12 protein-coding genes, 1 tRNA gene and 1 riboswitch are annotated in these 11,728 nt (G+C 71.6%); of the genes, 5 read left to right on the top strand and 8 right to left on the bottom strand.

Going from position 1 to position 11,728, the window contains the following annotated elements; all coding sequences use genetic code 11:
• The 6 genes from ACFQ4O_RS10660 to ACFQ4O_RS10685 form a co-directional block, all read right to left on the bottom strand.
• Window positions 1–443, bottom strand: a 443-nt coding sequence (locus ACFQ4O_RS10660) for a HupE/UreJ family protein (protein ID WP_378775674.1), incomplete at its 3' end; no start/stop codon positions are given.
• A 20-nt stretch (window positions 444–463) separates the two neighbouring features.
• Window positions 464–979, bottom strand: coding sequence for a hypothetical protein (locus tag ACFQ4O_RS10665; protein ID WP_378775675.1), 516 nt, complete (start codon window positions 977–979; stop codon window positions 464–466).
• A 12-nt stretch (window positions 980–991) separates the two neighbouring features.
• Window positions 992–2,197 (bottom strand): agmatinase family protein, encoded by a 1,206-nt coding sequence (locus tag ACFQ4O_RS10670; protein WP_378775676.1) that lies wholly within the window; start codon window positions 2,195–2,197, stop codon window positions 992–994.
• Between the two features lie 412 nt (window positions 2,198–2,609).
• Window positions 2,610–3,389: an ABC transporter ATP-binding protein gene (locus ACFQ4O_RS10675; RefSeq protein WP_378775677.1), complete on the bottom strand. Its 780-nt coding sequence runs from the start codon at window positions 3,387–3,389 to the stop codon at window positions 2,610–2,612.
• Window positions 3,386–4,207, bottom strand: coding sequence for an ABC transporter permease (locus tag ACFQ4O_RS10680; RefSeq protein WP_378775678.1), 822 nt, complete (start codon window positions 4,205–4,207; stop codon window positions 3,386–3,388). Before ACFQ4O_RS10680 ends, ACFQ4O_RS10675 begins: the two co-directional genes overlap by 4 nt.
• 92 nt (window positions 4,208–4,299) lie before the next feature.
• Window positions 4,300–5,358: a putative urea ABC transporter substrate-binding protein gene (locus ACFQ4O_RS10685; protein ID WP_378775679.1), complete on the bottom strand. Its 1,059-nt coding sequence runs from the start codon at window positions 5,356–5,358 to the stop codon at window positions 4,300–4,302.
• Between the two features lie 101 nt (window positions 5,359–5,459).
• Window positions 5,460–5,569: riboswitch (guanidine-I (ykkC/yxkD leader) on the bottom strand.
• A gap of 259 nt (window positions 5,570–5,828) precedes the next feature.
• Between ACFQ4O_RS10685 and ACFQ4O_RS10690 the strand changes: the two genes are divergently transcribed.
• The 5 genes from ACFQ4O_RS10690 to ACFQ4O_RS10710 all read left to right on the top strand — a co-directional run bounded on the left by ACFQ4O_RS10690 (window position 5,829) and on the right by ACFQ4O_RS10710 (window position 8,670).
• Window positions 5,829–6,275 carry an urease accessory protein UreE gene (locus ACFQ4O_RS10690; RefSeq protein WP_378775680.1) on the top strand — a complete coding sequence of 149 codons (447 nt, stop codon included), beginning with the start codon at window positions 5,829–5,831 and terminating at the stop codon, window positions 6,273–6,275.
• The gene (locus tag ACFQ4O_RS10695; protein WP_378775681.1) at window positions 6,272–6,970 is read left to right on the top strand and encodes an urease accessory protein UreF; all 699 of its coding nucleotides are present in this window, start codon (window positions 6,272–6,274) and stop codon (window positions 6,968–6,970) included. Before ACFQ4O_RS10690 ends, ACFQ4O_RS10695 begins: the two co-directional genes overlap by 4 nt.
• Window positions 6,967–7,599, top strand: a complete 633-nt coding sequence (ureG, locus tag ACFQ4O_RS10700) for an urease accessory protein UreG (protein WP_378775682.1) — start codon at window positions 6,967–6,969, stop codon at window positions 7,597–7,599. The genes ACFQ4O_RS10695 and ureG overlap by 4 nt, the downstream gene beginning before the upstream one ends.
• A gap of 15 nt (window positions 7,600–7,614) precedes the next feature.
• Window positions 7,615–8,496, top strand: coding sequence for an aldose 1-epimerase family protein (locus ACFQ4O_RS10705; RefSeq protein WP_378775683.1), 882 nt, complete (start codon window positions 7,615–7,617; stop codon window positions 8,494–8,496).
• An 87-nt stretch (window positions 8,497–8,583) separates the two neighbouring features.
• Window positions 8,584–8,670, top strand: a tRNA-Leu gene (locus ACFQ4O_RS10710).
• A gap of 157 nt (window positions 8,671–8,827) precedes the next feature.
• Here the strand turns inward: ACFQ4O_RS10710 and ACFQ4O_RS10715 are convergent.
• Both ACFQ4O_RS10715 and ACFQ4O_RS10720 read right to left on the bottom strand, forming a co-directional pair.
• Complete coding sequence (locus ACFQ4O_RS10715; RefSeq protein WP_378775684.1) at window positions 8,828–10,582, bottom strand: heme biosynthesis protein HemY; 1,755 nt, start codon at window positions 10,580–10,582, stop codon at window positions 8,828–8,830.
• A gap of 10 nt (window positions 10,583–10,592) precedes the next feature.
• Window positions 10,593–11,728 (bottom strand): COG4223 family protein (locus tag ACFQ4O_RS10720; RefSeq protein WP_378775685.1); only part of this gene is annotated, 1,136 nt, incomplete at its 5' end.

Consider the following 11,728-nt stretch of genomic DNA (forward strand, 5'->3'; position numbering starts at 1 on the left):
ATGGCGTAGGCCGCGCCGGCGGCGGTGTCGGGCGCCTCCGCGCCGTGGGCGAAGCCGTGGAACACGGCGAACACGCCGACGAGCGCCATGGCGGCCGCCACCGGCGCCTTCACGCCGAGGGCCACCGCCGCGCCGAGCACGACGATCGATAGCGCGATGCCGGTCTCCACGAAGGGCAGGGCGACGCCCGCCATGCCGAGCGCGCCGCCGACCGCCATCACGCCGAGGAAGGCGGCGGGCACCGCCCAGATCGCCTTTCCGCCGAGCTGATAGGCGAACACGCCCGCCAGCACCATGGCGAGCACATGGTCGAGGCCGCCGACGGGATGACCGACGCCGGCGGCGAAGCCGAAGGCGTCGCCGTGGCCGGGATGCGCCAGCGCGAGCGAAGGGGCGAGGGCTGCGGCGGCGACGACGGCCGCGCGGAGGAGGGAACGGGCCATGGTGCGGTCTCCAGGGAGGGTCATGCGGAGCGGGTTTCGATCTGCGAGGCGTCGGAGCGGTCGGTGAGCGTCCGCGCGGAAGCGTAAGGGAGCCGCACGACCTGCTGGCCGTCGTGGAACACGAAGGTCAGCCGGCGGCGGCGCGACGTCATCTTGGCCGGAAGCGGATCGTAACGCACCCCGCCGCCGCCGAGCAGCGGCGCGACGGCGCCCACGTCCACAAGATCTTCCGTCTCCACCCGCAGAAGATGATGGAGACGCCCTGCGGCGTCTTCGCCCACGAAGGGCACGCCGGCCATGCGCAGGAAGCTGGTGACGTCGGAGGCCGAGGCGAAACCCTCCACGAAGGCGGCCTCGACCAGATCGAGATCGACCGCGCGCGGGTCCGGCGGCGCGTCAGGAACGTGGTCGTGGGGCAGGTGCGGCGTCTGCCATTGGGTGGCGCGCGCCGGCGGGTGGTTGTGGCCGTGGCCATGCGCGTGGCCATGGGCATGGCCGCCGCCGTGGTCGTGATGGTGGTCGTGTCCGTAATGCATCGGCTTAAGGCCTCAATAGCTCACGGGCTTGTCGATGATGGACTTGTGCTTGCCGAGCGTGCCGTGGGCGACCATGGAGCCCAGCGCCTCCACGATCACGCGGGTGGCGAACAGGGCGGTGATGTCGGAGGTGTCGTAAGGCGGCGAGACCTCCACCACCTCGAGCCCGCAGATGCCCGGCGCGGTGACGAGGCCGAGGATCTTCAGCGCCTCGCGCGGCAGGAAGCCGCCCGGTTCCGGCCAGCCGGTGCCGGGCACGAAGCCGCAGTCGATCGAGTCCACGTCGAACGAGACATAGACCGCGTCGGCGTCCTTCCAGGCCAGCTCCAGCGCGATCTCGGCGGTTTTCTCGAGCCCGTATTTCTCGATGTCCTCGATGGTCAGCACATTGGTGTCGCGGCGGCGCGCCTCGGAGACGCCGTAGCGCGGCACCTGCCAGCCGCCGATGCCGAGCTGTACCAGATTGGTCGGACGCACGTTCGGCAGGTTGGTCGCCCAGAACCAGGGCGTGGTGTGCATGCGCTCGTCGAGATCCTTCTCCTGGATGTCGATGTGGCGGTCGAAATGGATGATGCCGATGCGCTTGGAGGTGCATTCGGCGATGCCGCGCACGCAAGGAAAGCCGATGGAGTGGTCGCCGCCGATCATCACCGGCAGCGCGCCGGACGAGGCCACATGCGCCACGCCGCGGGTGATCTGGTCGAAGGACTTCTCCAGATTGGCGGGAATGGTGAACACATCGCCCGCGTCGCACAGCGTCATGGATTCCCGCAGGTCCACGCCAAGCTCGTAGTTGTAGGGCGTGTAGAGCGCGGAGATGCGGCGCACGCCCTGCGGCCCGAAGCGGGTTCCGGGGCGGTAGGTGGTGCCGCTGTCGAAGGGAATGCCGAGCACCGCGGCGTCGTATTTGCCCACGTCCCGCACGTTTTCGACGTAAGGCGCCTTCATGAAGGTGTTGATGCCGGCGAAGTGGGGAAGCTCGCCGCGCGCGAAGGTGGGGATCGTCTTGTCGGTGATGGAGTCCGCGCCGGGCAGGCCCATGTCCAGCGCCCACTGCTGCTCCTTGCGCCACATGGTCTCCGGCAGCCGGCCCTCGGCGTCGAGCGCCTTCCAGCCTTGGGTGTCCAGCTTGGAAAAATCGGGGTGGTGGCGGCGGCTTCGGGCGCGCGAGGGCGCAAGGCCCGCAAGGCGCGTGCGGTGGACAGGCGACGTGATCATTCGGCTTCTCCTTGGAAAAGGCTGGCCGTCTTCCCGAGGCTCGGGAACGTCATCAGCGGGGTGAACGCGGGTGGCTGGGCCGGGCGGCCGCCGGCTCTTGTCCCGGCCTTGAGCCGGGATCCAGAAACGGCTCGGGTTGTGGATGAGCTCTTCGGCCGGGGAGATCTGTTCTGAGGCGTCAGCGGTTCTGGGTCCCGGCTCAAGGCCGGGACAAGGAAGAAGCGAGGCGCGCTGATCGTCCGCGCTCCCCGAGACGCCGTCGTTCCCGGAAACGCGCTGACTCTTGTCCCGGCCTTGAGCCGGGACCCAGACACGCTTCGGGTTGTGGATGAGCGCGTCGGCCGGGGAGAACTGTTCGGAGGCGTCAGCGGTTCTGGGTCCCGGCTCAAGGCCGGGACAAGGACGGGGCAGCTCATTGCGCGGCCCTCGCTTCGGCGGGCGGGCGCAGGGCGCCGAGCACCGGGACCGGGCCGTCGCGGGTGAGGTCGAGGTCGTAGGTGACGCGGGCGCCGAAGCGGCCGGGGGCCTGGGGGTCGTGGCGGGTCTTGTCGAAGGCGATGACGCGCGTGCCGAGGCCGAAGGCCTCCTTCAGGTCGTGCGTCACCATGATCACGGTCATGCCGAGCCGGGCCCAGAGCGGCTTCAGCAGGGCGTGCATCTGGGCGCGGGTGCCGGGGTCGAGCGCGCCGAACGGCTCGTCCAGCAGCAGCACCTTGGGGTTCTTCGCCAAGGCCTGCGCGATGGCGAGGCGCTGCTGCATGCCGCCCGACAGCGCGCTCGGATATTTGGCGCGGTGGGGCGCGAGGCCGACCGAGGCGATCAGCTCGTCCGCCTGCTCGATCGCGGCGCGGCGTTTCGCTCCGAACAGGCGGGCGGCGAAGCGCGACTGGCCGAGCTCGTAGGCCGCCAGCACGTTGCCGAGCACGGTCAGGTGCGGAAACACCGAATAGCGCTGGAACACAACGCCCCGATCGGCGTCCGGCTCGTCGGGCAGCGGCCGGCCGTCGAGCAGCAGCGCGCCGCGGGTGGGGCGGTCCTGCCCCAGCACAAGGCGCAGGAAGGTGCTCTTGCCGCAGCCCGACGGCCCGACCACCGAAACGAAGGAGCCGGAGGCGATGTCGAGATTCAGGTTCTCGATGACGATCTGGTCGCCGAACTCGACCCAGACGCCCCGGACGGAGATCGCGCTCATCGGCGTTCCCCCGCATAGGCCCAGGGGAAGGCGCCGCGGGCGAGCTTCGCCAGCGCGAAATCCATCAGGAAGGCGAGCAGCGTGATCCAGGCGACGTAAGGCAGGATCACGTCCATGGCGAGGTAGCGCCGCACCAGGAAGATGCGGTAGCCGAGGCCGCTGTCGGCGGCGATGGCCTCGGCTGCGATCAGGAACAGGAAGGCCGGGCCGATCTGCAGCCGTACGGTCTCGATCAGCCGGGGCAGCGCCTGCGGCAGCGCCACCCGCAGCACCGTGGTCCAGGTGGAGGCGCCGAGCGTCTGGGCCTTCACCAGCTGCTCCACGGGAATGGCCTGCACCGTCATGGCGATGTCGCGCACGATCGGCGGGGCGACGCCGATCACGATCAGCACCACCTTCGACAGTTCGCCGAGCCCGAACACGATGAACAGGATCGGCAGGATCGCCATGGGCGGGATCATGGAGATCACCGCCACCAAGGGGCCGCCGGCGGCGGTCGCGACCGGCAGAATGCCGATCGCCACGCCCAGGGTGAGGCCGATCAGGGTGGCGAGGCCGAGGCCGAGCGCGAGCCGCTGCAGGCTCGCGGTGGTGTCGGACACCAGCACGATCTCGCCGGAGCGGCGGTCCGGCTCCGTCGCCATGCGGGCGGCGGTGTCCGCCATTTCCGAGATCGGCGGCAGCAGCTTGTCGTTGGGGTTGGCGGCGCGCCGCTCGGCCGAGCCGAACACATAGACCAGCGCAAGCAGCAGGAAGGGCAGCAGAGCCAGCAGCACACGGGCGCCGCCGGCGGGCCTGATGTTCATCGCGCGACGCATGGAGATCTCCCGAAGACGCGTTCAGTCGCCGCCCCCGGCGCCGGGACGGGCCCGGAACCGGAAGGCGGAAGCCCCGAAGACGAGGCGGCGCGTCACAGCTTTCCGTCGGCGGCCATTTGCATGAAGGTCGGGTCGAAGCGGAGCTTCACGTTGGACGCGTCGCCGAGCGTCTGGCCGCCGGCGAAGCCGATCCCGACCACGTCCTTGCTCTTCGCCCCGTCGCCCAGCAGGCCGTGGTCGAAGGAGAAGGTGCGCACGAGGTCCATGGTCTTCACGATATCGGGGCTGGTGGTGAAGGCGACCGCGTCCGCAGGCTTGGCGAACAGCTTGGTGGCGGCGAGCTGCGCCTCGAAGCCGGCGAGATCGGTGCCGGACTGCCTGGCCATGGACTCGCGGGCCGCCTTGCCGGCTTCGCCGGGGTCGGTCACCAGCGCCAGCGTCTCGTACCAGATGCCGGCGAGCGCCTTGCCGAAGTCGGGATTGTCCTTGAGCGTTTCGGTGTTCACGCCGAGCAGGTCGATGATCTCGCCGGGAATGCTGGCGGAATCGAACACCGCGGTCGCGCCGGGCTCGCCCTTCACCTCCGCGAGCAGCGGGTTCCAGGTGACGACGGTGGTGGTGTCCGGCGCCTTGAAGGCCGCCACCATGTCGGCGTCGGAGGTGTTCACCACCTTGACGTCCTTCTCCGCGAGGCCGGCGCCGTCCAGCGCGCGGGCGAGGAGATAATGGGAGACCGACAGCTCCACCAGATTGATGCTCTGGCCCTTCAGCTCCGCCACGGTCTTCGCGGTCTTCGAGACCACGCCGTCATTGCCGTTCGAGAAGTCGCCGACGATCAGCGCCGTGGTGTCGACGCCGCCGGCCGCCGGGATGGTCAGCGCGTCCATGTTGGTCAGGGTCACGCCGTCGAACTTGCCGGCGGTGTATTGGTTGATCGACTCCACGTAGTCGTTGATCTGCGTGACGTTGATGGTGACGCCGTATTTGTCGGCCCATTTCTTCACGATGCCGGCCTCGGCGGCGTAGGGCCACGGCATCCAGCCCACATAGATCGTCCATGCGATGTCGAAGGTCTTCTTGGGCGCGGCCTCGGCCGGCGCGGCGAGCGCGGCGGCGGACAGGACGAAGGCGGCGATGGCTCTGCGCAGCATGGGTGCTCCTCGGATCGTTCGGCCCGCGGGCCGGCGGCGTCGTCAAGGAGTTCGCGCGCACGGGGACGGAGGTCGGTCCGTGGCGACGAACCCGTGCAGTGACCTCCCGGGTTTTTCCCCCGCCGTGTCTTCCCGCATGCGCTTCGCGGGAAGAGCGTCTCTTGGACCAGCGCCGCATGGAATGGCGGCCGGAACCCTAGACGCTCTGCACGCCACCTTCGCAGCAAGCGGCGTGCCAGACATCCTCGCAGCCCGTCGCGACCATCAGAACCGTTCGTTTTTCAGAGAACGCAGCGCCCCGGCGCCCGGCGCCTCTGGGATACGGGACGGAGTCGTCGCCGCTGACCGATTGGGCATTTCCCATGTCAGCGGCGCCGCGAAGTTGGGCGCGGGCCTTGATGGACAGGCCGATCGCAGGCGCCCATAGTCCGGGCGGTTCGCCCCACGCACGAGATCGCTCCGTCGCCGCCATGATCCGCGCCACCGCCGTCCTTCGCCGCCCGGCGGTCCGTCCCGACGCGACCGTCGACGCCGTGACGCTCGACCATGAGGGGCGGCTGCGGCGTCGGGTGACGCTGGTCTGCGATGGCGGGCTGGAGCTGCTGCTCGATCTGGAGCGCCCGGCCGACCTGCAGGACGGCGACGCCCTGACGCTGGAGGACGGCCGCACGGTGCTGGTGCGCGCCGCGGCTGAGCGGCTGCTGGAGATCACCGCCGAAACCCCGCTCCGGCTGGCGCGGCTCGCCTGGCACATCGGCAACCGCCACACCCCCGCCGAGATCGGCGAAGCGGCGATCTGGATCGCGCCGGACCATGTGCTGGCCGAGATGATCCGGGGGCTCGGCGGCGCGGTGCGCGAGGTCTCCCGGCCGTTCGCGCCGGAGCGCGGCGCCTATCACGGCCACGCCCACGCATGAGCGACAGGCTCGCCGGCGGCGACGGCGCCCTTCTTCGGCTGCTCACCTGGCTGTCGCCGTCGTTTCCGGTGGGCGCGTTTTCCTACAGCCACGGGCTGGAATGGTCGATCGAGGTCGGCGACGTCACGGACCGCGCGACGCTGGTGGCGTGGATCGAGGCGCTGCTCGCCCATGGCGGCCTCGGCGCCGACGGCGTGTTCTTCGCCCGCGCCCATGACGCCGCGCGCGCGGACGACATCGCCGCCCTGCGCGAGGTGGCCGAACTGGCGAGCGCGTTCCAGCCGTCCCGCGAGCGGCGGCTCGAAAGCTTCAGCCAGGGCGCGGCCTTCGTCACCGCCATCCGGGCGGCGTTCCCGACCTCCGCGCTCGATGGGCTGACGAGCGCGTGGGACGGACCCATCGCCTATCCCGTGGCCGTGGCCGTCGCCTGCGCCGGACACGGCGCGCCGCGCGGGGCCGCGCTCGCCGCCTTCCTTCACGCGGGCGTCGCCAATCTGGTCTCGGCGGCGGTGCGGCTGGTCCCGCTCGGCCAGACCGATGGCTTGCGCGCCATCGCGGCGCTTGAGCCGGCCATCGGCCTTGCCGCTATAAAGGCGGAGGCGACGCCGCTGGAGCGGGTGTCGGGCGCGGCGCTGCGCTCCGACATCGCCTCCATGCGCCACGAAACCCAACGCACGAGGCTGTTCCGCACATGACCGCGCCCTCCCAGAACGGCCCCTTGCGCGTCGGCGTCGGCGGCCCGGTCGGCTCCGGCAAGACCGCCCTCATGGACGCGCTGTGCAAGGCCTTGCGCGATCGGGTGCGGCTGGCGGCGATCACCAACGACATCTACACCAAGGAGGACGCCGAGTTCCTCACCCGCTCCGGGGCGCTCGCGCCCGAGCGCATCCTGGGCGTCGAGACGGGCGGCTGCCCCCACACCGCCATCCGCGAGGACGCCTCCATCAACCTCGCGGCGGTGGACGACCTGACGCGCCGTTTCCCGGATCTGGAGCTGGTGCTGATCGAAAGCGGCGGCGACAATCTGGCCGCCACCTTCTCGCCGGAGCTCGCCGACCTCACGATCTACGTCATCGACGTGTCCGCCGGCGACAAGATCCCCCGCAAGGGCGGCCCGGGCGTGACCCGCTCCGACCTACTGGTCATCAACAAGATCGACCTTGCGCCCCATGTGGGCGCGAGCCTGGAGGTGATGGACCGGGACGCGAGCGCCCAGCGGCGGGGCAAGCCGTTCGTCTTCGCGAACATGAAGACGGGCCAGGGGCTCCACGACATCGTCGGCTTCATCGCCCGCGCCGGCGGGCTTCCCGCCGCGGCGGCTTAGAACGGGAGAGCGGCCGTGGCCGATGACGTGTGGGAGATCGCAGGCGCCGGCGTCGCCGCGTGGGTGCGGGCCGCGGGCGCGGAACTCGTCAGCCTGAGGGACGGCGCCGGCGACGAACTGCTCTGGACCGCCGGCCCCGAGTGGCCGCGCCACGCCCCGGTGCTGTTTCCCATCGTCGGCAAGCTCAGGGGCGACGCGCTGCGCCATGGCGGCGAGACGCGGCGGCTGACGCAGCATGGCTTCGCACGCGACCGCGTCTTCGGCTGGGTGGAGCGCTCCGCGAGCCGCGCGACGCTGCGGCTGCGGGATGATGCGGCCACCCGCGACGTCTATCCGTGGCCGTTTGCGCTGACGCTGGATTATGTGGCGGAGGGAAGCACGCTCAGCGTCGCGGCGACGGTGGAGAACCCCGGCGAGGCGCCCCTGCCGTTCGCGCTTGGCGCCCATCCGGGCTTCCGCTGGCCGCTGATGGACGGCGCCGCCAAGAGCGACCACGTTCTGGTCTTCTCCACGCGGGAGACAGGGCCGCGACTGCCCGTCGTGGAGGGTCTTCTCGGCGCTCCCGCGCCTCTCGGCTTCGACGGCGAAACCTTGCCGCTCGATGAGGCGCTGTTCAAAGACGATGCGCTGGTGCTGCCCGATGTCTCCAGCCGCTCCGTCCGCTACGAGGCGCGGGGGCTAGACGGCGCGGCTCTGCGCGCGCTGACGGTCGCCTGGGAGGGGTACGGCGATCTCGGCGTCTGGTCCAAGCCGTCCGGCGCGCCGTTCCTGTGCATCGAGCCCTGGGCTGGCATGGCGAGCCCGATCGACTGGGACGGCGCGTTCGAGGACAAGCCGGGTCTGACCCTGCTGCCGCCCGGCACCGCGGCCCGTTTCGTCTGGAGCGTGACCGTCTGACGCGCGGTCCGTCTGGCGTTTCGCCCGACGTCGTCGTATAGGCTGCCTCCGGTTCGGTCGCGCCGCGCGCGGCCGCCGCAGCGCCGTGCGGGCGTGGCGGAATTGGTAGACGCAGCGGACTCAAAATCCGCCATCCTCACGGATATGTCGGTTCGAGTCCGACCGCCCGCACCATCGACTTCTGATCGATCTTGGCGCTTTGGCCCGCGCCATTCAGCCCAGTCTTGAATCCTGCCCAGCGGACGCGCGTGCCTATGCGCGCCTGCGTGTTCAACGCTTTGAGGGCTGAGGAAGAAGCCGCGGCGTGCTCCGCCGCGGCCTCTCAGGCGTTTCAGTAGTTGGGGCGGGCCGCTGGGAAGGTCCGTGTGGCGACGGCGTCGGTAGTTTCGGCGCCGTTCGGGCCCGGATCGTCGGGGGCGCGGCTCAGCGGGAACACGGCGGCGGTGGGCTTCTGGGCGGTGGGCTTCGCGGGCTCGATCTTCTCCGTATCCGCCTTAGGAGGCTCCAGCTTCGCGGCGCCGGCTGCCGGCTCCACCACGCCGGGCTTCGCGCCGTCCGGCGCAGGCGCGGCCACCTTCTCCTTCGCGTCCGAAGGCGTGACGACCTTGGGCGGCGCGATCACCTCCGCTTTCGCCTGCGTCGTGACGGCCGCGGCGCGCGGCGCTTCGGGCGCAGGCGTCGGCGCGCCGTCCTGAAGCTCCGGCATCTTGCGCGGCAGCACCGCGAGCGGCGCGGAGGGCGCGCTGGCGGTCAGTTCCGCGGGCGCCTGCTGCAGCCAGTCCTCCGCGGCGATGCGGGGGCGGGTGTCCTCCACCGGCGTCTTCCAGACGAAGGCGTCGAGACGCCCGGTGACGGGCGACACCGGCTCCCACACGTCGCTCGCCAGACCGTCCGCGACCCAGAGCGGGTCGCGCGGCGCGCGGAGCGCCCGGCTGAGCCACTCGCGCGAGGCGCCGGTCGCGCCGCGCTCCAGATCCTCGAGCTCCGCCATCAGCAGGCAGACGCGCGCGGTGGGGCGGGACGAGAGCAGCTTGTCGAGCGCGGCGCGGGCCGTGTCGAACTCGCGCGCGGCGATGGCGGCGCGGGCGACCGCGATCAGCCCCTCCGCGTGATCGCCGGAACGATCCGACAGCGCCTTGGCGCGCTTCAGCTTGTCGCGGGCGGGTTCGCTCGGCCGCGCATGCACATAGACCTCGGCGAGATCGGGATGCGGCGCCTTGAGCCAGGTGGCCTCGACGATCTTGGTCGCCTTGCGGGCTTCGCCCTGCTCGGCCAGCAGGCGGCCGGCGATGGCGGCCGCGGGCACGAAATCGGGCGCGAGGCCGTGGGCCTCCTTCGCACGCTTGAGCGCAAGCGCGGGGTCGGCGCCCGCGCCGTCCATGGCCTGCGCCGTCAGCAGCACGGCGCGGCGACGCTTGGCGTCCGGCTTCTCGATCAGCTTGTTGGCGGTCAGCCGCTCCAAGGTCGCGAGCGCCCCCGCCCAGTCGCGCTCGGCGCACTGGAAGTCGAACAACGCCTGCGCCGCCCATGGGGTCTGGGGCGACTGCCGCGCCGCCTCTTCCGCCAGCGCCTTGGCGGCGTGCTGGTCGCCGCGCCGCTCCGCCTCCACGAACAGCCCGCGCAGGCCGAGCGCGCGGGTGGCGGGCGATTCGGTCATGGCGCGGAAGGCGGCCTCGGCGCCCGAACGGTCGCCGGCGAGTTGGGCGGCCTGGGCCGCGAGCACCAGCGTCAGCGGCTCCTTGCCCAACAGGCGGCGGGCGTCGTTCGCCTCCTTGCTGGCGAGACGCGCGTCGCCAGTGCCCACCGCGACCACGCCGCGCGCGATGGCCTGATAGCCCTTGCTGCGACGGCGGTTGCGCCGGAACAGCGCGAAAGCCTCCGGTCCCGCGAGAATCCAGCGGGTCAGGTTCCACAGCACCACGGTCAGGGCCGCGACCAGCGCCACCACGGCGGCCGCGACGGCGACGCTGGTCTCCACCCGGTAGCCCTGCCAGGTCAGCGTCAGCTCGCCCGGACGGTCGACGATCCAGATGGCGCCGAGGGCGAAGACGCCGACGAGCGCGAGGTACAACAGGACGCGGATCATGGGCGGCCCCTCACTTGGCGCCGAGACGGGAGAACGCCGCCTGCCGGGCGTCGTTCAGGGAAGCGTTCGCCGCAAGGCGCGCCTGAGCCTTCTCCGCCCAGGCCGCCGTGGCGGTCTTAGCCGCCTCGTCGAGCTGGTCGCGGGCGGCGAGGGCGCCGGCCAGATCGCCGCGGGCCGCGAGCGCGCTCACCCGCGCGCGGGCGGCCTCCGGCCCGGAGCCTTGGGTCGCGTCGGTGGGCGTCACCTTCACGATCGTGCCGGCGTTGGCGAGAAGGCGGTCCAGCACGGAGCCTTCCACCGGCGGCTTCTGCGGCGACAGGCCGTCGAGGATGGTCTTCAGTTCGGCGGCGAGCGCCTGCGGCGTCGGGGCGCCTTCGGCCGCGAAGGCCTCGAGACCGCCGGCGACGTCGCCGCCCGCGCCCTTGACCACCGCGAGCTCCGCCTGGAACGGCCGGCCCGCCGCGATCGCCTGCTCCAGGGCGCCGAGCGCCACCACGAGCCGCGCGTCGGGGTCGCCGACCGGACGCGCCTTCAGCTCCGACTCCACCGAATCGATCTTGCCCGTGAGCGGCGCGACCGCCTGCTGCACGCTGTCGCCGACGCCGTCGAGCCGCTGTCCGAGACCCTCCAGCCGCTGGGCGACGCCGTCGAGCCGCTGCCCGATCTCGGTGATGGCCTCGGTCGTCGGCGCGCCCTTCAGCCGTTCCTCCAGCGCATCGAGCCGGCCGGCGAGGGCGTCGGTCGCCTGCGTGTCGATCGTCACCGCGGCGGGACGCTCGGCGAGCGTCCGCACTTCGCGTTCCAGACCCTCGAACCGGGCGTTGGAGCCCTCGACCGCCTTGCCGAGGTCGCCGATGCGGGCGTCGATGGCGCTGGTGTCAGAGGTCTGCGCGGTCTGTGCGGCGCGGTCGCGCAGCGCCGAAAGATCGGTCGCGACGCCGTCGAGCTTGGTTTCAAGCGCTGTGACGCGGGACATGTCCGGCGCGGCGGCGGGCGCCGCGACGTTCGGGACGCCGATCAGCTCGCGCCCGTAGAGCGCGACCACGCCGATCGCGATCGCCGCGCCCATCAGCGTGGCGACGGCGAGGCCGAGCGGGCCGACGCCAGAGCGGGCTGCGGCGGGCGCAGGCTGGGACGCCGGCTGCG

It is taken from the genome of Methylopila musalis (assembly GCF_042679725.1).
Taxonomy (GTDB): Bacteria; Pseudomonadota; Alphaproteobacteria; order Rhizobiales; family Methylopilaceae; genus Methylopila; species Methylopila musalis.

Excerpts from the sequence above, each read along its gene's own strand:
- ACFQ4O_RS10665 (WP_378775675.1), bottom strand. The coding sequence starts at position 979 with ATGCATTACGGACACGACCACCATCACGACCACGGCGGCGGCCATGCC.
- ACFQ4O_RS10670 (WP_378775676.1), bottom strand. The coding sequence starts at position 2,197 with ATGATCACGTCGCCTGTCCACCGCACGCGCCTTGCGGGCCTTGCGCCC.
- ACFQ4O_RS10675 (WP_378775677.1), bottom strand. The coding sequence starts at position 3,389 with ATGAGCGCGATCTCCGTCCGGGGCGTCTGGGTCGAGTTCGGCGACCAG.
- ACFQ4O_RS10680 (WP_378775678.1), bottom strand. The coding sequence starts at position 4,207 with ATGCGTCGCGCGATGAACATCAGGCCCGCCGGCGGCGCCCGTGTGCTG.
- ACFQ4O_RS10685 (WP_378775679.1), bottom strand. The coding sequence starts at position 5,358 with ATGCTGCGCAGAGCCATCGCCGCCTTCGTCCTGTCCGCCGCCGCGCTC.
- ACFQ4O_RS10690 (WP_378775680.1), top strand. The coding sequence starts at position 5,829 with ATGATCCGCGCCACCGCCGTCCTTCGCCGCCCGGCGGTCCGTCCCGAC.
- ACFQ4O_RS10695 (WP_378775681.1), top strand. The coding sequence starts at position 6,272 with ATGAGCGACAGGCTCGCCGGCGGCGACGGCGCCCTTCTTCGGCTGCTC.
- ureG (WP_378775682.1), top strand. The coding sequence starts at position 6,967 with ATGACCGCGCCCTCCCAGAACGGCCCCTTGCGCGTCGGCGTCGGCGGC.
- ACFQ4O_RS10715 (WP_378775684.1), bottom strand. The coding sequence starts at position 10,582 with ATGATCCGCGTCCTGTTGTACCTCGCGCTCGTCGGCGTCTTCGCCCTC.